The sequence below is a fragment of the Microbacterium sp. NPDC056234 genome, from assembly GCF_042267585.1.
Lineage (GTDB): Bacteria > Actinomycetota > Actinomycetes > Actinomycetales > Microbacteriaceae > Microbacterium.
In genome coordinates this window covers 265,387-291,381 of record NZ_JBHJTE010000003.1, presented here as the reverse complement: position 1 = coordinate 291,381, position 25,995 = coordinate 265,387, and the positions used below count along the sequence as shown (strand labels likewise).

20 protein-coding genes are annotated in these 25,995 nt (G+C 62.5%); 14 read left to right on the top strand and 6 right to left on the bottom strand.

Translation table 11 applies throughout. The features are described 5' to 3' along the window. Positions 1-4 precede the first annotated feature (4 nt). Positions 5-1,183 (top strand): enolase C-terminal domain-like protein, encoded by a 1,179-nt coding sequence (locus ACFCYE_RS10810; protein ID WP_376178608.1) that lies wholly within the window; start codon positions 5-7, stop codon positions 1,181-1,183. A 16-nt stretch (positions 1,184-1,199) separates the two neighbouring features. Here ACFCYE_RS10810 and ACFCYE_RS10805 read toward each other — a convergent pair whose 3' ends face one another. The 4 genes from ACFCYE_RS10805 to ACFCYE_RS10790 are packed head-to-tail and all read right to left on the bottom strand — an operon-like array spanning position 1,200 to position 4,574. Further along, on the bottom strand, positions 1,200-2,159 hold the full coding sequence (locus ACFCYE_RS10805) for a sugar kinase (protein WP_376178607.1): 960 nt from the start codon (positions 2,157-2,159) through the stop codon (positions 1,200-1,202). Next, positions 2,156-2,800 (bottom strand): bifunctional 4-hydroxy-2-oxoglutarate aldolase/2-dehydro-3-deoxy-phosphogluconate aldolase, encoded by a 645-nt coding sequence (gene eda / locus ACFCYE_RS10800; RefSeq protein ID WP_376178605.1) that lies wholly within the window; start codon positions 2,798-2,800, stop codon positions 2,156-2,158. The genes ACFCYE_RS10805 and eda overlap by 4 nt, the downstream gene beginning before the upstream one ends. After that, entirely contained in the window at positions 2,785-3,555 is a 771-nt protein-coding gene (locus ACFCYE_RS10795) for an SDR family oxidoreductase (protein ID WP_376178604.1), read from the bottom strand. Before ACFCYE_RS10795 ends, eda begins: the two co-directional genes overlap by 16 nt. Then, positions 3,552-4,574 carry a zinc-binding dehydrogenase gene (locus ACFCYE_RS10790; RefSeq protein ID WP_376178602.1) on the bottom strand — a complete coding sequence of 341 codons (1,023 nt, stop codon included), beginning with the start codon at positions 4,572-4,574 and terminating at the stop codon, positions 3,552-3,554. Before ACFCYE_RS10790 ends, ACFCYE_RS10795 begins: the two co-directional genes overlap by 4 nt. Positions 4,575-4,722: 148 nt before the next feature. On the opposite strand from ACFCYE_RS10790, the gene ACFCYE_RS10785 reads away from it, so the two are divergent. Then, positions 4,723-5,679 carry an aldo/keto reductase gene (locus ACFCYE_RS10785; protein ID WP_376178997.1) on the top strand — a complete coding sequence of 319 codons (957 nt, stop codon included), beginning with the start codon at positions 4,723-4,725 and terminating at the stop codon, positions 5,677-5,679. Between the two features lie 27 nt (positions 5,680-5,706). After that, entirely contained in the window at positions 5,707-6,570 is an 864-nt protein-coding gene (locus tag ACFCYE_RS10780) for an amidohydrolase family protein (protein WP_376178601.1), read from the top strand. Here ACFCYE_RS10780 and ACFCYE_RS10775 read toward each other — a convergent pair whose 3' ends face one another. Beyond that, a complete protein-coding gene (locus ACFCYE_RS10775; protein ID WP_376178600.1) occupies positions 6,571-7,257 on the bottom strand; it encodes a ThuA domain-containing protein in 687 nt (228 codons plus the stop codon). It lies immediately after the preceding gene. A 90-nt stretch (positions 7,258-7,347) separates the two neighbouring features. On the opposite strand from ACFCYE_RS10775, the gene ACFCYE_RS10770 reads away from it, so the two are divergent. The 7 genes from ACFCYE_RS10770 to ACFCYE_RS10740 all read left to right on the top strand — a co-directional run bounded on the left by ACFCYE_RS10770 (position 7,348) and on the right by ACFCYE_RS10740 (position 15,933). Further along, entirely contained in the window at positions 7,348-8,409 is a 1,062-nt protein-coding gene (locus ACFCYE_RS10770) for a LacI family DNA-binding transcriptional regulator (RefSeq protein ID WP_376178599.1), read from the top strand. A 165-nt stretch (positions 8,410-8,574) separates the two neighbouring features. Next, positions 8,575-10,677, top strand: coding sequence for an alpha-galactosidase (locus tag ACFCYE_RS10765; protein ID WP_376178597.1), 2,103 nt, complete (start codon positions 8,575-8,577; stop codon positions 10,675-10,677). A 24-nt stretch (positions 10,678-10,701) separates the two neighbouring features. Further along, positions 10,702-12,021, top strand: coding sequence for an ABC transporter substrate-binding protein (locus ACFCYE_RS10760; protein ID WP_376178595.1), 1,320 nt, complete (start codon positions 10,702-10,704; stop codon positions 12,019-12,021). A gap of 37 nt (positions 12,022-12,058) precedes the next feature. Then, positions 12,059-13,036, top strand: coding sequence for a carbohydrate ABC transporter permease (locus ACFCYE_RS10755; RefSeq protein WP_376178594.1), 978 nt, complete (start codon positions 12,059-12,061; stop codon positions 13,034-13,036). After that, the gene (locus ACFCYE_RS10750) at positions 13,033-14,001 is read left to right on the top strand and encodes a carbohydrate ABC transporter permease (RefSeq protein WP_376178592.1); all 969 of its coding nucleotides are present in this window, start codon (positions 13,033-13,035) and stop codon (positions 13,999-14,001) included. Before ACFCYE_RS10755 ends, ACFCYE_RS10750 begins: the two co-directional genes overlap by 4 nt. Next, a complete protein-coding gene (locus ACFCYE_RS10745; RefSeq protein ID WP_376178591.1) occupies positions 14,001-14,936 on the top strand; it encodes a family 43 glycosylhydrolase in 936 nt (311 codons plus the stop codon). Before ACFCYE_RS10750 ends, ACFCYE_RS10745 begins: the two co-directional genes overlap by 1 nt. A 1-nt stretch (position 14,937) precedes the next feature. Beyond that, positions 14,938-15,933, top strand: a complete 996-nt coding sequence (locus tag ACFCYE_RS10740) for a hydroxyacid dehydrogenase (RefSeq protein ID WP_376178589.1) — start codon at positions 14,938-14,940, stop codon at positions 15,931-15,933. Between the two features lie 10 nt (positions 15,934-15,943). Here the strand turns inward: ACFCYE_RS10740 and ACFCYE_RS10735 are convergent, their stop codons facing one another. Then, positions 15,944-17,506, bottom strand: coding sequence for a family 43 glycosylhydrolase (locus tag ACFCYE_RS10735; RefSeq protein ID WP_376178588.1), 1,563 nt, complete (start codon positions 17,504-17,506; stop codon positions 15,944-15,946). Between the two features lie 166 nt (positions 17,507-17,672). On the opposite strand from ACFCYE_RS10735, the gene ACFCYE_RS10730 reads away from it, so the two are divergent. The 4 genes from ACFCYE_RS10730 (at position 17,673) to ACFCYE_RS10715 (ending at position 25,968) form a co-directional block, all read left to right on the top strand. Continuing rightward, positions 17,673-22,244 carry a discoidin domain-containing protein gene (locus ACFCYE_RS10730; RefSeq protein WP_376178586.1) on the top strand — a complete coding sequence of 1,524 codons (4,572 nt, stop codon included), beginning with the start codon at positions 17,673-17,675 and terminating at the stop codon, positions 22,242-22,244. 207 nt (positions 22,245-22,451) lie between these two features. Next, on the top strand, positions 22,452-22,655 hold the full coding sequence (locus ACFCYE_RS10725; RefSeq protein WP_376178585.1) for a hypothetical protein: 204 nt from the start codon (positions 22,452-22,454) through the stop codon (positions 22,653-22,655). 56 nt (positions 22,656-22,711) lie between these two features. Beyond that, a complete protein-coding gene (locus ACFCYE_RS10720) occupies positions 22,712-24,583 on the top strand; it encodes a glycoside hydrolase family 127 protein (RefSeq protein ID WP_376178583.1) in 1,872 nt (623 codons plus the stop codon). 446 nt (positions 24,584-25,029) lie between these two features. Beyond that, the gene (locus ACFCYE_RS10715; RefSeq protein ID WP_376178582.1) at positions 25,030-25,968 is read left to right on the top strand and encodes a helix-turn-helix domain-containing protein; all 939 of its coding nucleotides are present in this window, start codon (positions 25,030-25,032) and stop codon (positions 25,966-25,968) included. The last annotated feature ends 27 nt before the right edge of the window (positions 25,969-25,995 follow it).

Genomic DNA, 25,995 nt, shown 5'->3' with positions numbered 1-25,995 from the left:
CACTGTGAAGGTCACAGGCTTCGAAATCCTTCGAGTCCCACCCAGTTGGGTATGGCTGCGAATCCTCACCGATACCGAGTTGGTGGGGCTTGGCGAGCCTTACCTCGAAGGACAGCCAGAGGCCGTCATCTCAGAAGTGCGTCGCCTCGAGTCCATAGTCGTCGGACAAGACCCGTTGGATCGGGCGCGCCTGTGGCAACGGATGTACGACAGTGGGATGGGCTACCGCGGCGGACCTGTCACGATGTCGGCAATCAGCGGGATCGACATGGGCCTCTGGGACCTGGCGGGCAAAGCTCACGGCATGTCTATCGCCAGTCTTCTCGGAGGGCACATGCGCAAGAGCGTGAGAATGTACCGCGCCGCCGGGCCATGGCTACCCGCGTTCCCGACTCCGGGCCAAGCGTACGGCGAGGTGTCAACTGCCGCACGAGACGATCGAGACGGGTGGTCGAGGGGGATAGAGGCGAGCGCGGAGCTCGGGTTCACGGCACTCAAAGTTCACGTCAAGCCGCCTCACAGCGTGACATCAACCACTCGGGAGGTCGACAGGATCATCGAGCGATTCGCCTGGGCTCGCGAGACCGTCGGGAGCGACGTCGATCTCGCCTTGGACGTCCATGATCCGCCCGCCGTCATCTCCGCGCAGATCGCCGCTGGAGTCGCCGCCTATCGTCCTCTGTTCGTTGAGGAGCCGGTAGCCCAGGAGAATGTTTCCTCGCTCAACCGCATCACGAACGCGTCAACCGTGCCGATAGCCGCCGGCGAGCGTTGGGTCGGGCGGTGGGCATTCCTGGCAGCACTGACCGCTGCACATCTCGATGTAATTCAGCCCGATCTGGCGCATGCCGGCGGGCTCACCGAGCTGCAACGCATCGAAGCGATTTCATCCACGTTCGGCGCGTCGATCGCTCCGCATTGTCCGCTGAGTCCGATCGCGCTTACGGCGACGCTGCAGTTCGACGCCTATGCGCCGTCGTTCCTTGTGCAGGAGCACAACGAAGTCAATGGGACTCTGGACCGTGCTGGGCGGTACCGCGTCGGCGCCGGATATCTGGCAGAGCCGTTCACCTTGTCCGATGGTGCCTTCGATGTTCCGGAGTCAGCCGGGCTCGGCGTAGCTCTGGATGAGAGAGGACTCGACGACATTCTGCGTCGATCTTGGAGTGTCGAGCGCGGTTGAGGCCGCTGTCTCCCGGCTAACGATCGACAGGATCGTTAGCGTGCCGGTCAGCGAGCCACGTGGCGAGCTCGTCGAGACGAGCCGCACCCTCCCAATCTCCGGGGTGTAGGCACGCCATCGCACCGCAGGCATTCGCGCGGGCCACGCACTCCTGGGGTCCCAGCGAGTCGATCCAGCCGCTCAGATAACCGGCCACAAAGGCGTCGCCCGCACCCACGGTGTCGACCACGTCTACCAGGTGCGCATCGCCGCGCCAGAACTGCCCGCCGTCAAGGACGAGTGCACCGCGGTCGCCGTGCTTGATGACGACCGTCTCGGCTCCGATCGCGTGGACCGCGCTGGCGGCGTGCTCGAGCGAGTCAGTCGTTCCGATGAGGAGTGCTGCTTCATCAGCTCCCGCGAACACCACACGGGCGCGAGAGGCGATGTCGCGGTAGATCGGTGCGGCGTCACTTGCCGGCCAGAGCTTCGATCGATGATTCACATCGAATGTAATCGGGATGCCTCGTTCATAAGCGAGGTCCATAGCCCGTTCGAGTGAGGCGAGGGAGGAGGACGAGAGCGCTGCAGTGATCCCCGTCAGATGTAGGAGGCCGATTTCGTCGAAGAGCGCGGGAAAGATGTCGGATGGTGAGAGTCGACTGCCTGCGCTGTCCGTGCGCAGGTAGCTCACGCGAGTTCGCCCGGCACGGGGTGTCTCCTTGATGATGGCGCCGGTGGACGCTGACATGTCTTGAATAGCGTGCACAGTCACACCCTCAGCGCGAAGCTCGCGACTCACCTTGCGCCCGAGTGCATCGCAGCCGACGCGGCCCAGCCAGGTCACGGGCACCCCCAGGCGGCTGAGCCCGATCGCGACATTGGCTTCGGCACCGCCGGTGCTTATCAGAAGTTGGTGCTCGTGCTCGAGGCTCCCTGTGCCCGCTGTGCGCAGTACGCCCAGGCCCTCCCCAATGGTGAGAACTCGTCTGGTCATCGTAGTAGCGCCTGAGTCGTTGCCGCGCTGAGTCGCTCGATCGCGGTGAAGTCGCGTTCGCGCAGCAGTTCGCGAGGGACCATCCAACTCCCGCTCACCGCGAAGACATTGGACAGCTGGAGGTACTCGTTAGCGTTCGATGCCGTAACTCCTCCGCTCGGCAGAAAGCTCACTTCGGGGAACGGGCCGCCGAGGGCATTAACGAGATCGGCGCCGCCAACGTTCTCCGCTGGAAAGAGCTTGAGCTGTCGTAGCCCCAGCGCGACGGCGTGCTGGACCTCCGTAGCAGTAGCAACGCCGGGGATGACGGGTATCCTCCGTTCCAGCGCTCTCGTGACGACGTCGCCCGCCAGCCCTGGACTCACAACGTACGCAGCTCCGGCGTCAACCGCGCGGTCGACGTCGAGCGCGGTCAAGACTGTGCCGGCGCCGACGAGGAAGCCGCCGACGTTGGCCACCGCGGTTATGGCATCCAACGCATGAGGAGTGCGGAGCGTGATCTCGGCTGTTGCAATACCACCCGAAGATAACGCGCGGGCTAGGGGCGCTGCGGCCCGGTGATCGTCGATGACGACGACGGGAACGACCCTCGACTCCGCGGGGAACGGGAGCACACGAGCGGTGCTCATCGTCCCAGCCATCCACCATCGACGGGCAGCACTACGCCGGACACGTAGTCGCTCGCACGGGACGCGAGAAAGACGGTTGCTCCTGCGATGTCACTTGGTCGCCCCCACCTGCCGGCAGGGATGCGGTCGAGGATAGCCTGCGAGCGGTCTTCGTCTGCCCGCAGTGCCTGCGTGTTGTCGGTCGCGATGTACCCGGGTGCGATCGCGTTCACGTTGATCCCTCGCCCCGCCCACTCGTTGGCGAGCGCCTTTGTCAATCCCGCAATGCCGGACTTGGCCGCCGTGTAGCCCGGAACATTGATGCCGCCTTGGAAGCTCAGCAGACTCGCGGTGAAGATGATCTTGCCGGCTCCGCGCTCCAACATCGATTTCCCGACGTGCTGCGTGAGCTGGAACTGGCTGGAAAGGTTGACCTTGACAACACGGTCCCACAGCGCCATCGAATGCTCCGCCGCTGGCTCCCGCTCGATTGTCCCGGCGTTGTTGACCAGAATGTCGACCCGCGCCTCCGCCAGGGTCTCACCAAGCTCGGCCACCTCGAGCGTGCTCGCGAAATCGGTGCGGAGACCGGTGAACACACGGCCGTGAGAGGTCACGAGTTCCTCAACCTCGCTGCCTTCCGGTTCAAGTTGAGCGCTCACGCCGATGATGTCGGCACCGGCGCGGGCTAGCGCCTCTGCCATCGCGAGCCCGATGCCGCGACGCGCTCCGGTGACGACCGCCGTCTGTCCGGTGAGATCGAACTCGGACGAGAAGCTTGCGTTCATGCCTGCCCCGCCACGTCCACGAGGATCTTCATGGCACGTCCGCCCTCAAGGGCATCGAAGGCCTCCCGCGTTTCCGACAGCGGGACGATCTGGGTGATCAGAGTCTCGGCAGGGATCGCCCCGTCAGTCAATAGCTCGACCGCCTTCTCAAAGTCGGCCCGCTGATAGACCCTCGCTCCCAGCAGTCGAAGCTCCCGCCAGAAGACCCTCTGCAGGTTCACCTCCCGAGGCTCGGGGTGGATGGCGACGATGACGACCGTACCGCGCACTTTCGCCAGGTCTGTAGCACCGAGGACCGCAGCTGCAGCGCCCGATACCTCGAAAACGACATCCGCGCCCGCGCCACCGGTCCAGTTGTCCACCCACGTGACCTGATCCTGCTCGCGTGGGTCTATCGTCGTGAACCCGAGGGACTCGATCTGCTGGCGGCGGCGGGCGTCCAGCTCGATGACGATGACGTCAGCTCCGAACTCGCGCGCCACCGTGGCGATCAGAACGCCGATCGGCCCGCCACCAATCACGACGGCCTTCTGGCCGGCTTGCAGTTCAGAACGCCGAACATCATGAACCGCGACCGCGACCGGCTCGACAAGCGCAGCGTGATCCAGGCGCAACGAAGCAGGAAGTCGGACCAAGGCGCGCGCGGGAACGTTCCACGCTCCCTGCAACGCGCCAGGAGAGTCGATGCCGATGAAGTTCAGGTTCTGGCAGATGTGTTCGTTGCCCGCGCGGCATGCGGGACACGTTCCGTCCCAGTCCAGCGGCATGACAGTGATGTGATCCCCGATGGCCCAACCATCGACTCCGGATCCGATTGCCTCGATGGTTCCGCTCATCTCGTGACCGAAGACAAGCGGTAGCTTGACCCGACTATCCATGTTGCCGTGCAAGATGTGCAGGTCCGTGCCACAAAGGCCGGTGTAGGCGACGCGCACCGTGACCTCGCCGGGCGCGGGTGGCTCGGCATTCCTCGTGATGATGTCAATCGTCGATGAACCGGCGTATACCGCAGCAAGCATGTGTGCTCCCAAGTTCTCAGGCCTAACGCGCTCATCCCCGCATCGACGCGATGACTGCGCACGGTTGGAGAGTCTAGGTGAGGCCCCCCAAAATTCATAATATGAGTTACGATTCTGCCATGGACCGAACGAAGGAGTTGATGTGTCGTTGAGCACCGCGAGGAACCCGCTTCCCCGACTCGGCCTCGGCACGGCGCAACTGGGAAACCTATACCGGGCCACCACCGATGATGAAGCTGCAGGCGCGATCGCGGAGGCATGGAACGGAGGGATCCGATACTTCGACACAGCGCCGCACTACGGCTTGGGGCTGTCGGAGAGACGTCTCGGGACGCTCCTTCGCGCGTTCCCGCGTGATCAGTATGTTGTGTCCACCAAAGTTGGACGCTTGCTGGTTCCGAGCCCAGAAACAGCGACGGAACGCGACCGGGACTTCGACGTCCCCGCGGACGTCAAACGCGTATGGGACTTCTCGCGCGACGGCATCCGTCGCTCAGTCGATGCGAGCCTTGCGCGGCTCAATCTCGACTACCTCGACATCGTCTACCTGCACGATCCCGATGACCATTGGCACGCAGCATCCACTACCGGGATCGACGCACTCGTCGAGCTTCGCGACCAAGGTATCGTGCGACGCATCGGCGCCGGGATGAATCAGTCAGAAATGCTTGCCGAGTTTGTCCGCAGATGCGACGTGGATGTGGTCATGGTCGCCGGTCGCTACACGCTCTTGGATGATTCTGCCGCAGACAAACTGCTACCCCTCGCCCAGGAGCGGGACATTGCGGTTGTTGCGGCGGCGGTGTACAACTCGGGACTCTTGAGTCGCGCAAGGCCGGCACCCAACGCGCACTACGACTACGGGCCGGTGCCAAAGGACATCCTCGTCAGGGCTAATGACATCGCTGATCTGGCTGAGCTGTTCGGAGCCCATTTGCCTGATCTCGCTCTGCAGTTCGCGCTACGAAGCCCGGCGATCCATTCGGTCGTGGTGGGAGCTCGCACTGCTGAGCAAGTAAGAACCACCATCGAGAGATTCAACCGAGACATCCCCGGAGCTCTGTGGGAGCACCTCGAGCACAGCGGCCTGATCTCTGCTTCCTAGTCATTCAGATCCGTTTTGAGGAGATCCATGACGGTCATTGATTCGCACGTCCATGTATGGGACCTCGACCGTGCAACATACGACTGGCTTGACGAAGCCACGCCGCTGCTGAATCGCAGCATCGACCTCGTTGAGGCGGAGTGGGAACTGGCAGCTGCGCACGTTGACGGGGTCGTTCTCGTGCAGTCGGCTGACAACCCGGAAGACACTGCAAACATGTTCCGTGTTGCCGATGCCCACCGCCAGGTTGTCGGTGTCGTCGGCTGGGTCCCGCTTGATGATGCACGGCGCACGGCAGATCTCCTCGATCAATACCAGGTCGACGAACGTTTCGTCGGCGTCCGTTCGCTCATCCACAACCGCCTAGACCCGGACTGGATTGTCGGTGTTGAAGCGGACACGGGACTCTCGATTCTGGAGGCTCGCGGAATACCCTTCGATTTCGTCACCTCGTCACCGGCGACGCTCAGACACGTTCCGGTGATCGCCGATCGCCATCCCGATCTGCGCATCGTGCTGGATCATCTCGGCAAACCGCCTATCGGCGGATCGACTGCCGACATCGCGCGGTGGCGAGGAGCGCTACTTGAGATAGGTGCGATCGAACAGGTGTTCGCGAAGGTGTCCGGCCTCTATCCACCGGTTGGTTCGGAGAAGCAACTCGTGGAGGTCGTGAAGACAGCGGTCGAGGCATTCGGGGCATCTCGGATGATGTTCGGAGGAGACTGGCCGATCTCTCTGCTGTTCGGAGGGTATGAGTCGACGTGGGGGAACTTGTCCATGGCGCTTGACCCGCTGACAGTTGCTGAACGCCGCCAAATTCTGGGTGAGACCGCGGTCCGCTGCTACGGCCTTCGCGTGGAACGGCTCGATGCAGCGCCGCCTCGATAGTCACAAGGGTCGGGCGAGTGCCGTCCCGCTGGGGTCGACGCCCAGCAGGAATGAGGCGCATCCGTGCAGGAACGCACGCGGACCGGGGAGTCGATACGCCTCAGCATCGTGGCCGAGCCCATCGTAAACGGCTCGGATGGAGCCGACCTCGTATAACCATGCGAGTGGGTGTAATTGACCGTCGTGTGAGTGGAACGCGAGCGGCGTTGACTCTGGTCTCAGCGACAGTGCCGTATAGCGTTCGTCGAATGTGTCGAAATCAGAAGCCGTTTGCATCAGGTTGCGGCCCTCCTCTGTCAGGTGGATCTTGCACTCGGAGGCTTCCGGATGAAATGTCTTGCCGCGCACCCACAACCCGCCGAGTAGCCCAGACCATCCTTCCCACGCTGAGAACGTCGTAGCGGACGAGTGCACGCCCAGGAGGGGCATCCCATCCCGGACTGCACGATCCAACGCACGCCGCGCCCTCAGTGGGGGTGAGTCGGTGCGTGGGTTGCCGATGTTGACGACGAGCAGATCTGGTCGACGTGGCGCCTCGAGTTCCAGCAACGCGTGGTCGACGTCACGGCGGATCAACACTTGACCAAGCGGGGCGAGGACATCGGCGATCTCAGCGCTCGTCTCATCGAAGGGATGCCACGGATCGCCGTAGGGGCCCGCCCCTGAAAGGACGGTGATGATCGTCATTCCTGTACTGTAGCCGGACGCGCGATACGCTGGACAACGGTATCCAGGTGGTGCGCGGCAACGACGGGAGCGTTCGATGGGGACATTCGCATGAGCAAGCGCGGTCAGGCTAAGCCGGCGACGCTGACTGACGTCGCTCGACTGGCGGGCGTGTCGATCCCCACCGCTTCGCGAGCGCTCAACGGAGGCGTGCGAGGGGATTCGAGCGGAAACCAGGAGCTACGAGAGCGTGTGCGAGTCGCGGCACGCGAGCTGGGCTACTCGGTCAATCCCGCCGCGCAAGCGGTTAAGGGGGGACGAGCGCGAACCATCGCGCTCGTCGTCAGCGACATGGACGACTTTGGCAGCGCGACCATGATCGCAGGAGTGATGCACGCTGCCGAAACTCGCGGCGTATCAGTGGCCGTGCGCACGACGCATGACGACGCGCGGCGGGAGGACGAACTCCTGAAGGAACTTCGGGGTGAACGTCACCGCGGGATCGTCTTTGCAACTAGTCGCACCGTCGATGCGGTCCGTGAGCGCGACATGGATGAGAACCTCCGCGTGCTACAGGATCAGGGGGCGCAAATCGTGATCATCGGCGACAGCGTCCTCCCTTACCCGAGTGTGGTCATCAACAATCAACAAGCGGCTGAGCAGCTTGCCACCGGCCTGTTCGACGCTGGCCATCGACGTTTCGCCATCGTCGCGGGGCCGGCGGAACAAGTGACGTCTGAGGATCGCGTACGCGGATTCCTGGACGGACTCGAGAAGCGAGGCCTCGATACGTCGGATGTCCAAGTCGTACACGTTGAATTCTCGAGGAACGGCGGCTACGCGGCCCTTGAAGAGCTCGCGACTGATCCTGGCTCGATCGATGTCATCGCCGCGATGAGTGATGCCATGGCTGTCGGCGTCATAGCTGCATTGCGAGACGACGGCGTCGATCCGGCTATAGCACCAGAGGTGAGCGGATTCGACCACGTTCCCATGCTCGGTGACGTCCTGCCTGACTTCAGCACGGTCGAGGTGCCGCTCGAGGAGTTCGGCGAGGCGGCGCTGTCGCTCGTCTTCGAATCTGAGCCGGTGCGCGAGGTTGATCCGCGGACGATCCAGCTCGAGGCGCGGCCCGTCGTCCATGGTCGTTCGCTCGTCGTGAAAGACAGCTGAAACTCCAGCCCGTCGGATTCCTGGGACGTAGTGAACGCGACGGGTTGACGAAAGCTCTGAAGCGTGATTGGATAACGCTATCCACTCCGAGTTTCGGAGCAGCATTGTCGACAAAGGGGTCCCAGCATTTCTGACATCGCCGTTCTCACAGGCACCGACACCATCGTGGAGCTGGGGCTGACTGTGCGTGTCGCGCACGATCGCCCGGTAGCGATACTGGGTGCTGACGATGTCAGCTTCGTCGGCGCCGGCGGGGCGCCCCTCATTGAAGTCTTCTCCGCGACGGAACAGCGTGCCCGCACGAGCCAGGGCTACTATCGATCTGCGGTGGGCGAGCGTCTCCGATACGTCTCGCATGAGGTCCGCTCCAACGCGGATTGTTCGACGTTGCTCATCGTCCAGCGGGACGAGGTGTCGGGTCTCGAGACATCGACCGGGATTTCTCGACGCCATGACTCCCGTGCATGGCGGTTGACCTCAACCGTCACCAACACTGGACGCTCCGCCGCGGTGCTCACGGCGGTCGTCTCTCTCGGGCTCGCCTTCGGAGAGTCCGAGAGAGACCTCGACAACGTCACACTGCTGTCCGGCCGGGGTGAGTGGCTCGGTGAGGGTCGCTGGGATGAGTCCCCGCTTCGCCACGAACTTCCTTACCTTGACCTCTCCTTCCATGGCCAGGACGGTCGCGGACGCCTTACCCGGACGAGTCATGGTGCCTGGTCCACCGGCGAGGTTCTGCCGACCGGTGTCCTCACCCGTACCGATGGACACGCGATCGGCTGGCAGATCGAGACGAGCGCGGGCTGGCATTGGGAGATCACTCAGTCGCTCTCCGGCGGTGTCCTGAGTCTTCTGGGTCCCACCGACCTGGAACACCAGTTCGCGCATCGCCTCGCCGCCGGAGAGAGCTTCGTGTGCGTCCCGGTGGCCTTCGCGGTTTCGGACGCCGGCCGCGATGGCGTGGTCGCCGAGCTCACCCGGTACCGTCGCGCGCACTGGGAGACCACACCTGCGGATCGAGCACTCCCTGTTGTCTATAACGACTTCATGAACACCCTGATGGGACAGCCCACCACGGAGAAGCTCCTTCCGCTCATTGATGCAGCTGCTGCTGCGGGGGTCGAGTACTTCTGCATCGACGCGGGCTGGTTCGCCGATCCAGCGATCGGCGATTGGTGGCACACCGTGGGGGAGTGGCGAGAAGCGCCGAGCCGTTTCACCAACGGCCTTCGTGCGGTTATCGACCACATCCATGCGCGTGGCATGCGCAGTGGCATCTGGGTCGAGCCGGAGGTGATCGGGGTCGCCAGTTCGGCGGCGCGCACTCTGCCCGAAGACGCGTTCTTTCAGCGGTTCGGTGCCCGCGTCCGCGAGCACGAACGGTTTCATCTTGATTTCCGCAGCCCCGCAGCGCTGGATCATGTCAACGATACGATCGATCACCTCATCGCCGAGTACGGGGTCAGCTACTTCAAGTTTGACTACAACATCAATCCTGGACCTGGTACGGAGAAGGATGCAGAAACGGCCGGCGACGGATTATTGGGCCACACGCGCGCGTTCCGCGCGTGGCTCCAGGACGTGAAGCGCCGCTACCCGAGTATCCTCATCGAGAACTGCAGCTCGGGTGCGATGCGGATGGATGCTTCATTGCTGTCCGTGACACACATCCAGTCGACCAGCGATCAGCAGGACTTCGCTCTTTATCCGCCGATTGCGGCCTCTGCGCCCGCATCCATCATTCCAGAACAGTGCGGCAATTGGGCCTATCCCTCGGCGGACATGGATGAGGAAGAGACTGCGTTCTCTCTTGCCGCCGGAGTGGTGGGGCGCCTGTACCTCTCGGGATTCCTGCACGCGCTGCGCACATCCCAACGCCTCCTGGTCGACGAGGCCGTTCGTGTCCACAAGACATGGCGTCATCGGATCGCGACGGCTGTTCCATTCTGGCCGCTCGGCTTGCCGGCATGGACCGCCGATGCGATCGTCCTGGGACTGGACACCGGCGACGAGTCGCTCATCGCTGTGTGGTCTCGACGAGCCGACACCATCGCGCTTCCAGCGGGGATCGGTGAGTTGGAACAGGTGTTCCCGCTCACCGCTACCGCGGTCGCGTGGGGTCAAGAGCGAGTCGGAGACAAGGTGATTCTCACTCCGCCGCGCGGACTGAGTGCGCGCGTGTACCGCACGGCCAGTTGGGCGCAAACTTTCCATGTCGACGTGGATATCGATGTCCAGGCTGGGTCGAGGCCCGGCATGGCACCCTGAAAAACACCAAGAAGGAGCAAGAAGATGAGTGCAAAGAAGCGCTGGATGGCGGGAGGCGTCGCCGTTATGGCCGTCGCTGGCCTGGCCGCCTGCTCTGCAGGAGGCGACAACACAGACAGTGGCGGAACCGCGGACGACCCGACCGTCATCGAGTTCTGGGGCTGGAACCAGGGGCAGGACCTGATGGTCGACGCGTTCAATGACGCGAACGACACGATCCAGCTTAAGTACACGCAGTATCCCAGCAACGCCGATCTTGCGACGGCGCTTTCCAACGCCGTTACCGCCGGCACTGACGTCCCCTGTTTGGTTCAGGCACCTGGCAGTCCCGTGAGTCTGCTGTCGAAGGGCCTCATTCAGCCGATCACCGAGCAGTTCAAGGGGAACGAGGATCTTTTCCTGGACTCGGCGGTCGTCAGTCAGTCTGCGAACGGCGAGGTGTTGGGCGTCCCGTTCACCGGCGGACCTGCGTTCGCGATGATCAACCGCGCGGTCTTCGACGCGAACGGGGTCGAAGCGCCGAAGACGTGGGAAGACCTCATCGAGGCAGGCAAGGTACTCAAGGACAAGGGCATCGCCGTCCTCAACTTTGCAGGCGAAGACCCGAGCACGCTCATCAACTTCAGCAACCAGGCTGGCGCGACGTGGTTCGCCATCGACGGGGATGAGTGGGTAGTCGACGTCGACAGTCCTGAGACTCAGGCTGCTGCCGACATCCTCCAGCAGTTCATCGACAACGATCTGGTCACCCACGAAACCTTCGCCGACATTCCTGCGATGTCGCAGACGTTCGACGCGGGAAAGATGGTCACCATCCCGCTGACCACGTGGAACCTCGCTGCCTGGCAGGACCGCCTGAGTACTTCTCTGGGCTCATGGGAGACGATCGATCTTCCGCAGTTTGCGGACGCCGATGAGTTCGTGACTACCGGTGGCTTCTCTGGATACAGCGTTCCTGAGGGCTGCGAGGACGTTGACGCGGCTGTCGATGCAGGGGTGTTTCTCGCCAGTGACCCCAGCACCGTCGCGATCGCTGCAAGCCCGACCGAGGGTGCCGGAAACTATCCGGTGATCCTCGACGCCAGCGATTACGTGGAGGGCATCCTTCCCCCGACGCTGCTGGGCGACACCGTGAATGAGACACCCGCGGTCATCGAGCGCGCGGCTGAAGCAGCACGAGTTCAGTGGATCGACAGCCCCTCGGCGACATACTTCGACGAATTGGTCTCCCAGTGGGCGAAGGCGATCAACAAGGAGATCACGCTGCGGGAGCTCGTCACCCACATGCAGGCCTACGTGGTCGACGATCTGAAGGCACAGGGGATCGCCGTAAAGGAAGGCTGAGCCTTCCAGGCCGTTCGTTCAACGACAGGATTTCACCATGTCCAGCGAGACACTCACGGCCCCCAACGCAGGGCGGGTGGCGGAAGCCACCCGCCCTCAGCGGGGCCCCTTGCGTCGCCAGCCCAACTGGCGACGCCGCCAGGCGCTCAAAGGAGCTGCCTTCACGCTTCCATTCTTCGCAGGTTTCGCGTTGGTGACGATCATCCCGATTGTGATCGCGCTGGGCCAGAGCGTCTTCCAGGAGAAGCAATCAGGGCTCGGCCTCGGAAAGGGTGAGCTCGTCTTCGCGGGGTTCGATAACTACCTGCGCGGCCTCACATCCGAGGTGTTCTGGGTGGGGATGCTCCGCGTCGCTTTGTTCGGCGCGGTCATCATCCCACTCAGCCTGGTCATTTCGCTGTCGATGGCGTTGCTTCTCGACGCTGTCACGGGACGTACGGCCAAGTTCTTCCGCACGGGGTTTCTGATCCCCTATATGGTTCCAGGCATCGTTGCCACCCTCATCTGGATCTATCTCTACAGTCCGAAGGTCGGGCCGTTGACGCCCTTTTTCGAGCAGTTTGGCCTGAACATCAACTTCTTTGCGCCCGGGTCAGTGTGGCCGTCGATGGGGAACATCATCGTATGGGGTGGTATCGGATTCAACATGCTCTTGATGTACGGATCGCTCCGCGCCATCCCGCGAGACATTTTCGACGCGGCTCGGGTTGATGGAGCATCGGAGTTTCGTATCGCGTGGTCAATCAAGGTCCCGCATCTTCGCGGCATCATCGTGCTGACCACGATGCTGTCGATCATCGGCTCGCTTCAGATGTTCAACGAGCCGCAGCTGTTCCGCACGGTCTCGCCGCAAACGGTCTCTGCTGATTGGGTGCCGGTCCAGATGATCTACAACCAGGCCTTCGTCGCCAACGACCCGTTCTACGCGGCCGCACTCTCGGTCATCCTGGCAGTCGTCGTCGGAATCGCTTCCTTCATCTTCTACAAATTCACGAACAGGCCGGTGGAGTCATGACCGTCATGGGAACTCCCACGAGCGAGGCAATCCCCGCCCGGGTGGTGCAGGAAGTCGTCCAGGAGTCACGACGTGACCTCCGCCGGCGTCAGCGGCTACAGGACGAAGACGCCCCCGTCGGATTCAAGCGGTCGCGCTGGTCACAGCTGCTTGTGCTCATCGCCCTGGCAGCGATCGCGTTCTACTCGATCGCGCCGGTTTGGTGGCTCATCGTGTCATCGACGAAGAGCGGTGCCGACCTCTACAACTCCAACGGCCTGTGGTTCTCGGAGTTCACGCTCTGGGAGAACCTGGAACAGATAGCCAGTTACAAGGGCGGCATCTTCCTTCGGTGGATGTGGAATTCCATCTTCTACGCGACGGTGACGGCCGCGGTTACCACAGTGATCTCCATCGCTGCCGGTTACGGTCTGTCGCGATTCGTGTTCCGCGGGCAGAAGCTCGGCATGGCTATCGTCATCGGCTCTTTCCTGATCCCGGGAGCCCTGTTGACCGTCCCGCTGTACGTTCTCTTCGCCAATCTCGGCCTGCTGAACACGCCATGGGCGGTACTACTGCCTGGTTTCATCAGTGCTTTCAACGTCTACCTCGCCAAGGTCTACGTCGATGGCGCTGTTCCAGAAGAGCTCCTCGAGGCCGCCCGACTGGACGGCGCCGGCGAGTTCCGCATCTTCGTGTCAATCGTGATGCGACTGATGCTCACGGGCGGAGCCACGATCTTCCTCCTTTCGTTCGTAGGCAGTTGGAACGGCTTCTTCCTCCCGCTGACGATGCTGCGCGGTCAAGAGCAATGGACGCTGAGCCTCGGCCTGTACTCATGGCTCCAGACCCGCGCCGACCAGACGGTGGATCTCACGTCACTCACCATCACCGGAGCCCTTCTTTCCACCATCCCGCTCGTCATCTTCATGGTCGCCATGTCTCGATACTGGCGAACGGGCGTCACCCTCGGAGCAGTCAAGTAATGGCAGATATCATCAAACCCGGCGCTACTTTCGTCGACACCGACGGCAACGTCGCCCAGCTTCACGGGGTGGGTATTCAACGCCTCGGCGATCGCTTCTATGCATGGGGCGAGAACAAGGCTGCGGGCTCGACATTCACTGCGGTGAGCTGTTACTCGTCGGGCGACCTTGCCACCTGGCGGCACGAGGGGGAAGCTCTGACCGCTGCTCACGAAGGCGACATCGGGCCCGATCGCATCGTCGAACGGCCGAAGGTCCTGCAGCACCCGGACGGTCATTTCGTCATGATCCTCCATGTCGACAGTGACGACTATTCGTTCGCCCGAGTCGGCTACGCAACGGCTGACGCGCCCGAAGGACCGTTTCGCTATGTTGGCAGTGAGCGTCCGCTCGGAAATCTCAGTCGCGACATCGGCGTGTTCCAAGAGGATGGCGTCGGATATCTCCTGTCGGAGGACCGAGACAATGGGTTGCACATCTACCGTCTTGCCGCCGACTATCTGTCGGTCGAGTCGGTGGTGGCGACCACGCTGAAGGACGACCGCTCGCACGGCTACGAATCGCCGACGGTGATCAAGTACGACGGTCTGTACTACCTCTTCGGGTCCGATCTCACAGGCTGGGCCATGAACGACAACAAAGTGTCGACGTCCCCATCGCTCGCGGGTCCGTGGTCCGCCTGGTCGGATATCGCCCCTCCTGGTTCGGCCACTTTCCAATCACAGGTAAGCGTCGTGGTGCCCGTCGAGATCGGTGACGACACCCGGTTCGTCTATGTTGGCGATCGATGGATCAAGGACGACTTGAAGTCGTCGCCGGCAGTCGTCCTGCCGATCGAACTAGGGGAAGGCGAAGCGCGCCTCCTCTGGCGTGACGAGTGGGCACTTAGCGAGCTCGCCGATTTGACGGCGCAGTCATCGCGTGAGCGGACCTAACATGCTTGGTGTCGCTGCAATGGACGGCCATCTGCCGCCGTTGCTCTTCGACGACGAGGCAGCGGCTTCCATTCGTCGCAACCTGGACATCGAATTCACGGACGTGCAGGGTTCCATCGCGCATTGCTCGCCTGCCCTGCTCGCTGAGGTCGAAGTTCTCATCACCGGATGGGGCGTAGCACCAGTCGGGGACCCTGAACTGGACAGGATGCCCAACCTGCGGGCCATCGTGCATGCCGGCGGTGGTGTGGGATGGATCTCGTCGAATGCCTGGCGGCGCGGCCTCCGCATCGCATCGGCCGCGGCGGCGAACGCGACTCCGGTCGCTGAGTACACCTTCGGCATGATCCTCCTCGCAGCGAAGGAGGTCTTGTGGGTGTCGCGTCGCTATGCGCGGGAACAGCGCCATATCGATCGCGAGGTCGAGTATGCCGATATCGGTGGCTACGGTGCGCGGGTCGGGGTGGTCGGAGCGTCGCGCGTCGGCACGAAGGTACTGGATTTCCTGAAGGGCACCGACCTCCAGCCCAGCCTGTATGACCCCTTCTGCTCAGCCGAGCGGGCGGAAGATCTCGGCGCAGCGCTGGTGGACGACATTCATGAACTCGCGGCCTCGAGCAGGATTCTGACTCTCCACGCTCCTGTGACCGCCGCGACTCAAGGGATGATCGGGCGCAGCGTGCTGGCAGCGATGCCTGATGGTGCCACTCTCATCAACACAGCTCGTGGCGATCTCGTTGACCAGGAGGCGCTCCTCGAACAGATCCAGTCGGGCCGGATCAACGCCATCCTGGACGTCACCACGCCGGAGGTGCTCGATATCGGTCATCCGTTCTACGAGCGTTCGAATGTGTTTCTGACGCCGCATCTGTCCGGATCCGCCGGCAATGAGCTTCGGCGTCTGGGCGCTGCTGTCGCAGAGAATGTTGAACGCCTCGCTGCTGGGAATCCCCTCGTGGGCGAGGTGCGAGCAGAAGACCTCGGCCGTCTCCTCTGATCCGCCACTGTCAGTCGATAAATTCGATCTCACCGAAATCGGCCGTCCACGACGCTGCGACGGTGTCGACCGCGGTCATGCCGACCATCGGTCCGGTGAACCGCAGACGCCCTCGGTAATCATCGGAGAATCGGGTCACATCGACTGGCGTGCCGATCTGTCGCCACGGGTCGTTGTCGCTGCGCCAATCGAAGCGCACTGCGACCTCATCGATGCGAGCGCGCAGTTGAAGCCGCGGCGCGTCCATAAGGGCTATGAGATCGAGATCGGCGGGCATGCCACCGTCGTCTCGCGAGCGCACGACCAGGCGGGGAGAGCCAGAGTCATCCGCCGTCAACAGCAGGGCCACATAGGTCGTGGTGTCGTACCAGACCACCAGGCCACCGTACTGGGTGGCGGCCGACGGCGCCGCGTCGAGCCGCACGGTCAGGGTCGTTGGGAATTCTCGGATGCGTCGTGCGACCATGCTCTGCGTGTAATGGGAATGCAGGGAGTCGCGTCCGCGTAGACGCAGCCACCCTGGGCGTACCAAAAGATCCGCCCACTTACGATCTGCCGGCTGCCGAAGCGTGCTCCACGGCCATCCAGGGGTTTCTCCGCGGAGCCCATCGTCTTCGGCGATCGGAACGCTGGCCGGCAACGCCTTCGGAAGGTTGAAATCGCGGGCCGGCAGGGTGGTGCCGGAAAGGAGCCGCGGCCACCCCTCTTCATCCAGAACGATGTTCTCCAAGAACATTTCGCGTCCCGGAATCCCGTAACGTTCATATCCTCTCCGTAGCACACGGCTGCCGAGGTGATGCAGCACGAACTCGCCGTCGGGCAGGGTAAGTATCTCGCCGTGTCCTGCCTTCTGGGCCCAGTGCTCCGGCGCTGTGCGCGTGGTGAGGAAGCTGCCGCGAGGATCCTGTTCGTAAGGACCGAGGATGTCTTTTGACCTGAACGTCGTGATGCCGTGCTCCCAACCCGTTCCGCCTTCCGCGACTGACAACCACAGCCACCCGTCACGTCGCTGAAGTCCCGGCCCCTCGATCAACTTTCCGGTGTCGAGCACAGTTGTTGGCTCGCTCAGCGGAAGGAGTGACGAGCGATCCAGCTCTTGAACGGTGATCCCTCCGAATGACGGCTTCTGCGGTCGACTATCCCAGCGCATGTTTAGCAACCAAGTTCGGCCGTCTTCGTGAAACAGTGCCGGATCGAATCCCGTCGAAGGTACGCGAGTGGGGAGATCCCACGTCCTGCCTTCATCAGCTGAGCGTGAAACCCACGTTCGGATGTCCTTCTCACCACCGTCATTCGTGAGTAGAACGCTGAAGACGATCCAGACCGAATCGCCGTCATAGCTCAGTGACGGCGCCCAGACCCCGCACGAGTTCGGCACTCCGAGGAGGTCGACGAACGCGGTGGGGATGGACCCCGCATACTCCCAATCTACGAGATTGGTCGATCTGTGGAGCGGGATCATTGGGACCCACTCGAACGAGCTGTGCGCGACGAGGAAGGAGCCGTTGACCAACGCGATCGATGCATCGGGCATGAAGCCGCGCAGTACAGGGTTCTGGACGATGGTACTCATATGAGTCTCTCTCGACGGGGATCGCAACCGCGCAAGTACGCGTCGCCGCTTCGGCTCTCTCAAGAACTCGCTGATTGCTCTTGACGTTTGAGCTGCCAGCGTCAATGATGGATAACGCTATCCTAGTGGATAACGCTATCCGACCTTCAACGAAGTAGGTAAAATCGTGCGTACACCGCTGTCTCGCTCGTGGAATCTGATCACCGCCTCGGTGGCGGCTACTGCCATGCTGCTCGGCGGACTAGTGCCGTCGCCCGCTTCGGCCGCATCCGAAGAGCAGTTCGTATGCGAGGTGACCTTCACAGAGTCAACGAGTGACGCTGGCTTCTCGCACCCGGGGATAGGCGTCACACCCGATCAACTCCGCACCGTGCAGGAGCAAGTAGCCGGCGGAACCGAGCCCTGGGCGTCGTACTTCGCCGACATGGCCGCGACACCATCGGCGTCGCTTGACGTGGTGTCGTCGAACCGCAGCAGCGCCGATCCCACCAAACCTGATTCCACGGCGTTCAGCAGTCAAGGGTTCAACTCCCGCTTTATCGCCGATGGGCTCAAGAGTTACACGCAGTCACTCATGTGGGTGATCACAGGCGACACGCGCTACCGCGACAACGCTCTCGCGATCCTACGGATCTGGGAACAGATGAACCCTGCCGAATACCAGTACTTCACCGACTCGCACATCCATACCGGCGTGCCGATGTACCGCATGACCTTTGCCGCTGAGCTGCTGCGCTACACGTCCTGCGACGGCGCCGAGAGCGTGTGGACCGATGCGGACACCGACGCCTACTCCGCCAACCTCGCCCGCCCCGTGATCGAGACATTCCAGAACGGGAACGGGCACTTCATGAACCAACACACCTATCCGCTTCAGGGCGCGATGGCTGGGGCGATCTTCCTCGACGACGAAGCACTGTACGACCGCAGCGTCGAATGGTTCACCGTCAACTCCTCGGCTCCCGATCGGGGCTTCAACGGGTCGATCGAGCGGCTGTTCCGTCTCGTCGACCGCGATGACCGGACCGGCGAGCCGATCGACGAGCCGCGCGTGCAGCACGTCGAGATGGGACGCGATCAGGCTCACGGTGGTGGTGACCTGATTAATGCCACCATGCTGTCGCGGATGATGATGACGCAAGGTACGAAGGTCGATCCGGTCGACGGCACGGTGTCCGACGCCGCGGATGCCGTCGGACCGTACGAGTTCCTCGACGACCGGATCCTCGCGGCCGCCGACTACTTCTGGAAGTACATGCTCGGCTACACGGTCGACTGGACGCCCGTGGGATATGCGATCTCCCTTGACGGAACCGTTCGGGACACGTACAACTTCGTGTCCAGCGCCTACCGTGGCCGTTACAACACGGCAGGAGTTTGGGATCTCTACTACTACTACAAGTACGTGCGGGGGGAGAACGTTGAAGAGATCGCGCCCTACCTCGCTGAGGGGTTCTCTAAGCGGCTTCCGCTCACGTTCTATTACGGCGGCAACGTGAACCGGAGCTGGGAGAGTCCGGACGGTGGGGGCGACTTCTGGCTAACGATTCCCGAGGAAGCGGCAGGCTCGAGCATCCCGCATCGCCAAGCTGATGCGACTCGGCTCGAATTCGAAGATCGCTACACGCAACTCACCGCTGGATCGAACACGATCGTCGAAGGCGACACCGGGTTCGTTCGTTTGCTTGCCAGCGAGGAAGGCACACGAGTGGCGTACCTCACGTCCACGACGACCAACAAGCTGGTGTCGTTGCGTGTGCGCACCGACGGAGTTGCAAATCTGCGCTTGGAAGGAGGCGGGCTCGACAAGACCATGGTTGTGCCCGACACCGATGGCCAATGGCGTTCCTTGCCCATCGCTCTCTCATCGGCGGAGTCTTGGCCCGATCTCGTGACGTTCACGGCGAAGGGCGACGACACGGCCGTGGACATCGATCAGCTCGACATCGCAGCCGCCTCCCACTCAGATGCGTTGTCGATCTCCTCGGTGCCGGCAACGGTCATCGGAGTGGTCGGCGCAACCACGACGATCGAACCTGAGGCGGAGGCCGCCTCGGACTCGCTTGAGTGGTCGGGTCAAGGCGACACTGCGGGTGTGCAGGTTGATAGTGATACTGGAACGATCTCTTGGACGCCTTCGACGTCCGGCGAACAGGAACTGACCGTCGTAGTCGACGATGGTGAGAGCATCGTCGCCCGCAATGTCAAGCTCGTTTCTGCAGATACCCGTGACGGTGCGCTGTCCGTTGTCGATGCGGCGGTGCTGGAAGAGGCTGCGTATGAGACCGCATCGTGGTCGACGTTCACTCCTATCCGAGACGAGGCCCATGCGAGCGCGGATGGGGACACCGATGAAGAGTTCGCAACCGTTCTGTCGGGGTATGTGGATGCCGCCGCGGCTCTGAAGCTTCTGTCGCCCCGCACACCGAACGGAAGTCTCGAGTATGCGTCGGTCGTAGCCTCGTCGACTGTCGGCGCCGACATCGGCCTGCTTGTCGACGAAAGCAATCTGACCGGCATCAGCTATCGGTTGGCGCCGGATCTGCAGCACACATTCGATTTCGGTCCCGACTTCAGAGTCTCGGCGTCGGAGTTCGGATTCTCTTCGAACATTTTCCCTGACCGCACCGCGAACGCCGCAGTCTTTGGCTCCGACGATGGCGTCGAGTGGACGCGCCTGACGCCGGGAGCAACACGGATGACACAGGATTATCAGACGCTCGAAGTATCCGAGGAGCTTCGCACACGTGAGTTCCGTTACATCCGAGCGCAGATCCTCGAATCCCAGCCTGACGTGCTGTACGGCATTGTGCGCAACTTCTTCGAGATGACTGAATTCCACATCTATGGCGATCGGCATGAGTCAGGCAACGGTCTCGAGAGCGTCTCGGTTTCGTCCGAGTCAGCAACTGCGGGCAAGATCGCCCTAGGCGACACGGTGGATGTCGCAATCACGAGCCGCGACGCGCTCACCGATGTCACGGTCTCCGTGCAAGGGGTCTCCGCAGAGGCAACGAGTGAAGATGGCTTGTCCTGGCACGCATCGGTAGCGCTCGACGACGTTGAAGCCGGCGATGTCCGTGTGCGAGTTGAATACACCGATGCCTCGGGTCAACCCGGCCCTGTGTACTACGGAACGAGCGATGGCTCCGCCTTGTTCATCGCCGGTGACCGGCAGCGGCAGATTGATGTGTCGGCACTTGCTACCGTGACAGCTTCTGCCGTGCAATGGCCAGGCAACGGTCTCGGCGCCGACGAAGTTGGAGCACTGCTGTTCGACGGTGACCCTGCTACGGCTGGCGATCTGAACACGGCCAGCGGCAGTTACTACGTTCTCGACTTCGGCGACAACGCCCTTGTCGCGCCTGAGCAGATTCTGTTCCTGCCACGCGCTGGCGCCTCATACACGCGAGCGAACGGGACTGTCGTCCAGGTATCGTCGGATGGCACCGAGTGGACTGACCTCACGGATCCGGTGACTGGTGCCGCCGACGGTCGTTGGATTGTCCGCGAACCTCGCGAGGGCGGACCGACGGGCGCGTTCCGCTACGTTCGCATCATCAACGAATCGGCTTGGAGCGGCAACCTCGCGGAGGTAGAGATCTACGGAGCGCTGGCGTTCGACGATGCCTTCATCGACGAACGTGTGCGCGACACATCGGCAATGACAAGGGCCAGCGCGTTCCTGTACGCCGAGGAGATCGCGAGCATCCGGGCGGATCTCGCCTCGCCTGATGCAGACCGCGCCGAGCTTCTTCAGCGACTCATCGCGGCGGATGGCATCCTCGTGCCGGCTACAGAACTGCTGCCCAAGATCGAAGTGCAGCAGAGTGGCGTGACGTCGTCGTCCGCGTCGTGGGACGGCACACGGGATGCGGCGGCGAACGGCTGGGCGGCATTCGACGGCGACCCTGCCACTTCCCCGGACACCAAAGCCAAGAGCGGATGGGTATCTGCCGACCTCGGGGAAGGAGCCGAGGCCGTCGTCGGTCTGATCAAATACCTCCCGCGAGCAGGCGGGGCGAACCCCTCCCGAATGAACGGCGCGTACATTGAGGCTTCTTCCGACGGCGAGTCATGGACCCGTCTGTGGACGTTTGAGGGCGTAACCACTGCGGTGTGGGGAGAGGCCGCGATCAATGACCCAACTCCCTACCGTTACATTCGCTACGTGAGTCCCACAGGATTCGCCAACGTCGCGGAGATCGAACTGCTCGGCAAAGCAACCGACATCACGCTCGTGCAACTCCTCATCGAGCGCGCAGAGGACGTGGACGTCGAAGTATGGACCGAGGAATCGATTGCCTGGTTGCGGGATGCACAGGATGATGCGGAGAGCCTGATCGCCGCGACCGTTTCACAGGTTGACGTGGATGCCGCAGCTGAGCGCCTTCGAGCTGCGCTCGATGCGCTGGAACCGGCGTCGTCGCCGGCGGCCTGGAAGGCGGGCGTTGTATATGACAACGGGGACGTAGTGCGGGACGCCGGCGTGACATACGTCGCGCAGTGGTGGACGCAGGATGAGCCGGGTGGCTCGGCATGGGGTTCGTGGATGGAGCGAGGTGTTGTGCAAGTATGCGGGGCCGAAATGGTGCGCTCCTGGACGCCTTCCTGGGTGTACAACGGCGGCGAGAAGGTCGTGAGAGACGGCCGCATCTGGGAAGCGGCGTGGTGGACCCGGAACCAGGTTCCGGTGGATCAGGAATGGGGTCCGTGGAAGCCGCTCCAGGAATGTTGAGGACTAATTGGCGGAGTGACACCGCGCGGCTGGAATCCATCGGAAGGTAGCGACGTTGATCGCAGCTGAGGCTGTACGCGGATCTCGGCGCTCAAGGCGACCTCGGCATGGAACCCAGGTACTCGGCTCGGTGTCCTGACGTTGCTCGCGATTGGACCGTTCTTGATCGGCCTGCATGCCGATACTCACAGCACCGGGGCACAACTGTTGCGGACCGCCGCAGCCCTCGCTGGGGCGCGGCCCGCGCTCACGCTCTCGGTCGTCTTGCTGGGCGCTGTCGCGGCGATCGCATCTCTCGCCTTCCTTCCGCTCACGGCGGTCTTCCTCGCTGTGCCTCTCGCCGCAGGCAACCGCGCATACCTCTCGGTGTCCGCCAGCTGCCTCGGCCCCAAATCCATCACCACTGCCTGAAAGGACCCATCTTGACTTCCACCGCGACCCGTCCGCATCCGCTGACCATCTCCGACGTGAGCATCACCGACGGCTTCTGGGCGCCCCGCCGCGAGATCGTCCGGACACGTTCTATTCCGCAGCAGGAGCGTCAATTGCGGGCGAAGGGTCAACAGTTCGACGCACTCCGACTGCAATGGCAACCTGGGGACGAACACGAACCGCACATCTTCTGGGAGTCGGATGTCGCCAAGTGGATCGAGGCCGCGAGCTATGTCCTAGCCCGCGAATACGACACCGAACTGGACGCATCCGTCGATGAAGCGATCGAGCTCCTGGCCGGCGCGCAGCAGGAGGATGGGTACCTCAACGTCTACTTCACGGTTGTGCGTCCCGGGCAGCGGTTCACTGACCTCCAGGACGCGCATGAACTCTACTGCGCAGGACACCTGATCGAGGCGGGAGTCGCCCACTACGACGCCACCGGAAAGACCGACCTGTTGGATATAGTCCGCAAGTATGCCGACCTCATTGACAGGGAATTCGGCCCCGGCGGCGTGGCCGAGGGGGGCTACGACGGTCACCAGGAGATCGAACTCGCACTCGTCAAGCTCGCGAAGGCGACTGGAGATGAGAAGTACTTGCGACTCGCTGAGCGACTTATCGATAACCGCGGTGCAGTGCCGCACTACTTCGACCTGGAGCGGGACCGCCGCGGAGGCGTCGAAGGCTATTGGGATCATGTGTTCCCAGACCGACCGTCAAAAGAACGCTGGTACAAGGAGTACAACCAGTCGCACCTGCCGGTTCGAGAACAGACTGAGGTCGTGGGGCACGCGGTCCGTGCCATGTACATGTACACCGCGATGGCGGATCTCGCCTTGCACAATGGCGACGCAAGCCTCCGTGCGGCGTGCGAGCGCCTATGGGACGACCTGGTTAGCACCAAGCTCTACGTAACGGGTGGAATCGGTGCACTCCACTCCAATGAGGGTTTCGGGCCCGCCTACTTCCTGCCGGACGCCGACGGATATGCCGAGACTTGCGCCGCGATCGGGCTGGTCTTCTGGGCGCAAAGAATGGCGCTGCTGACCGGCGATGCGAAGTACGTGGACGTGCTCGAACGCGCGCTTTACAACGGAGCGCTATCCGGTGCGTCTGAAGATGGTACGTGCTACTTCTATGGAAACCCGCTAGCGAGCGAGGGAGACGTAACGCGCTCCGAGTGGTTTGGCGTCGCGTGCTGCCCGCCGAACTTCGCTCGACTGGTGTCATCACTGGAGCACTACATCTACGCAGTCGATGATCTCGGCCTCACTGTGAACCTGTATGTTGCGGGTCAGGCACGCTTCAAGCATGCCGGATCGACCGTCACGCTCACGCAGTCGACCGACTATCCCCGAGGCGGTGACATCGACTTCACAGTCAACGTTGCCGAGACCACGCGGTTCGAACTCCGCCTACGAGTCCCAGAATGGGCATCCAACGTCGACCTGCGGGTCAACGGGGACGTCGTATCTGCGGCGAGTGAGAATGGCTATCTGTTGCTCGACCGCGCCTGGAGTATGGGCGATCAGATCTCACTTGCGCTGCAAATGCGCCCAGTTCGGCTGTGGGCAGACCAGCGCGTGGCCGCGGCTCGCGGAAGGGTCGCGCTTCAGCGGGGGCCTATTGTGCACTGTGCCGAGGAGGTCGACAACTCGGCACCGGTCAGGTCGCTTGCAATCACCCGCGAGGCAGAGATTCGCGTCGAGTACGACAACGCGACCGGCCTGGATCAACTTGTCGTTCCCGGCGTAGTAGAGACTTTCGCCGGCGCGCACCTCTACTCCTCCATCCCTCCCCGCGTGCGGCCCGCAGAGGTCCGCACGGTCCCCTACTTCAGTTGGGCGAACCGAGGACGCGGGACAATGGCGGTTTGGCTTCGCGAGTCGCTCGCGGGCGACTAGGGGACCACGGCCGATCCAGATGTGCTCAGCCTGCGCGAGAACACGGACGGCGCGGCGATTCCTGCGAAGGCTGAGTACCTTCAGCGACGCCCAATGTTGCCAAAGAAAACCGTCGCGCTTGCGCGACGGATGCCGCCGTGCCAGCATGCTGGATAACGTTTGCCAAAGTCGGGTTAGACGGCTTCTCGCCAGACCTGACCCCGGCTGTTGCCGACCGATCAGGACTGGACATCGATGCGAGGGGAGTCTCTCGCATCGATGTCGCCGATCACCTCTCCGCATGGCGCCTTCGGCATCATGCAGCCATACCAACGAGGAGACCATTATGACCAACTTCCTTCGGTCGCGTTCACGTAGTCGGGAGGCAGCAACGCAACGCGGCGCGTCCGAAATGTTGAGCTAGACGGCACTACTTTGCGTGCTCCCCGCCCGCTCCGGGTGGTTGAATGATGCGCGCATTCACTCTTCGTCCCGCGACGGGACCCGCACAGCCTATTGAATGCCTTTCAGCGCGAATCTCCGCCGGTGTCGCGCCAGAGGCTTCACTTAATCTCAAGGCGATCTTGATCTACGCCGGGGAATGCGTTCTCTTTGGTGACTTCGAACCGATCACCGCGCAGAGCGGCGATGTTGTCTTGGTCGCGCCGCAGACCGTCTGCGGGTGCGTGTCGGTCTCTCCGGTGGACGTCGCGATTGCATTCTTCAACCCGGTGTTCATCGAGGAACAACTGCGATGGATGCGCCCCACGTATGAACTGTCGGGTGCGGATGCGCGAGCAGGGCTGATGTTCGAGCGCGGACAGACGCTCGCATTGCATCCCGACCGGACTACCTTCGGTGCACTCCGGTCCACTTTGACCGATCTGATGCGCGAGCATGAACAGAAAGAACGTCAACCAGAACGCGTTGTTCGAGCAGCCGAACTTGTCCGGGTCATTGCTTCACTCGTCCTCGATGGCCACGTGCGTGACTCGGAGGACCAGAATCCATGCACGGACACCGTGGCGATGCGCGAGGAGATTAGACAAGTCCTCTCAGTGATGCATGAAAACTACACGACTAGTTTGCGGATCGAAGACCTGGCCGCCTCGGTCTGGATGTCTGAGTCCGCATTGCGCCGGGCCTTCCGCGCCGCGACCGGACTCTCGCCTCGGACATATCTGCATCGGCTTCGTCTGGCTCGCTATTGCGGACTGGTCGTGAAAACTTCCATGCCACTTGCTGAAGCGGCAACCACCGTTGGGTGGGCGTCTACGGCACATGCGCGTGCAGAATTCGCGAAGGCGTTCGGGCTGTCCCCTCGCGCGTATCGAAAACTGGCGCAGAGTCGCTTCAGTCGTCCTGGCGCTGCCCCTGTTGCGCCTGACTCGTCTTCGGGTGGATAGATCGTAGTGTCGTCTGCGGCGAGCTTG

Bases quoted from the DNA above. Each gene is read 5' to 3' on its own strand.
- ACFCYE_RS10715 (WP_376178582.1), top strand. From the start codon at position 25,030: ATGATGCGCGCATTCACTCTTCGTCCCGCGACGGGACCCGCACAGCCT.
- ACFCYE_RS10735 (WP_376178588.1), bottom strand. From the start codon at position 17,506: ATGAGTACCATCGTCCAGAACCCTGTACTGCGCGGCTTCATGCCCGAT.
- ACFCYE_RS10745 (WP_376178591.1), top strand. From the start codon at position 14,001: ATGGCAGATATCATCAAACCCGGCGCTACTTTCGTCGACACCGACGGC.
- eda (WP_376178605.1), bottom strand. From the start codon at position 2,800: ATGGCTGGGACGATGAGCACCGCTCGTGTGCTCCCGTTCCCCGCGGAG.
- ACFCYE_RS10760 (WP_376178595.1), top strand. From the start codon at position 10,702: ATGAGTGCAAAGAAGCGCTGGATGGCGGGAGGCGTCGCCGTTATGGCC.
- ACFCYE_RS10750 (WP_376178592.1), top strand. From the start codon at position 13,033: ATGACCGTCATGGGAACTCCCACGAGCGAGGCAATCCCCGCCCGGGTG.
- ACFCYE_RS10780 (WP_376178601.1), top strand. From the start codon at position 5,707: ATGACGGTCATTGATTCGCACGTCCATGTATGGGACCTCGACCGTGCA.
- ACFCYE_RS10790 (WP_376178602.1), bottom strand. From the start codon at position 4,574: ATGCTTGCTGCGGTATACGCCGGTTCATCGACGATTGACATCATCACG.
- ACFCYE_RS10740 (WP_376178589.1), top strand. From the start codon at position 14,938: ATGCTTGGTGTCGCTGCAATGGACGGCCATCTGCCGCCGTTGCTCTTC.
- ACFCYE_RS10775 (WP_376178600.1), bottom strand. From the start codon at position 7,257: ATGACGATCATCACCGTCCTTTCAGGGGCGGGCCCCTACGGCGATCCG.
- ACFCYE_RS10795 (WP_376178604.1), bottom strand. From the start codon at position 3,555: ATGAACGCAAGCTTCTCGTCCGAGTTCGATCTCACCGGACAGACGGCG.
- ACFCYE_RS10770 (WP_376178599.1), top strand. From the start codon at position 7,348: ATGAGCAAGCGCGGTCAGGCTAAGCCGGCGACGCTGACTGACGTCGCT.
- ACFCYE_RS10755 (WP_376178594.1), top strand. From the start codon at position 12,059: ATGTCCAGCGAGACACTCACGGCCCCCAACGCAGGGCGGGTGGCGGAA.
- ACFCYE_RS10805 (WP_376178607.1), bottom strand. From the start codon at position 2,159: ATGACCAGACGAGTTCTCACCATTGGGGAGGGCCTGGGCGTACTGCGC.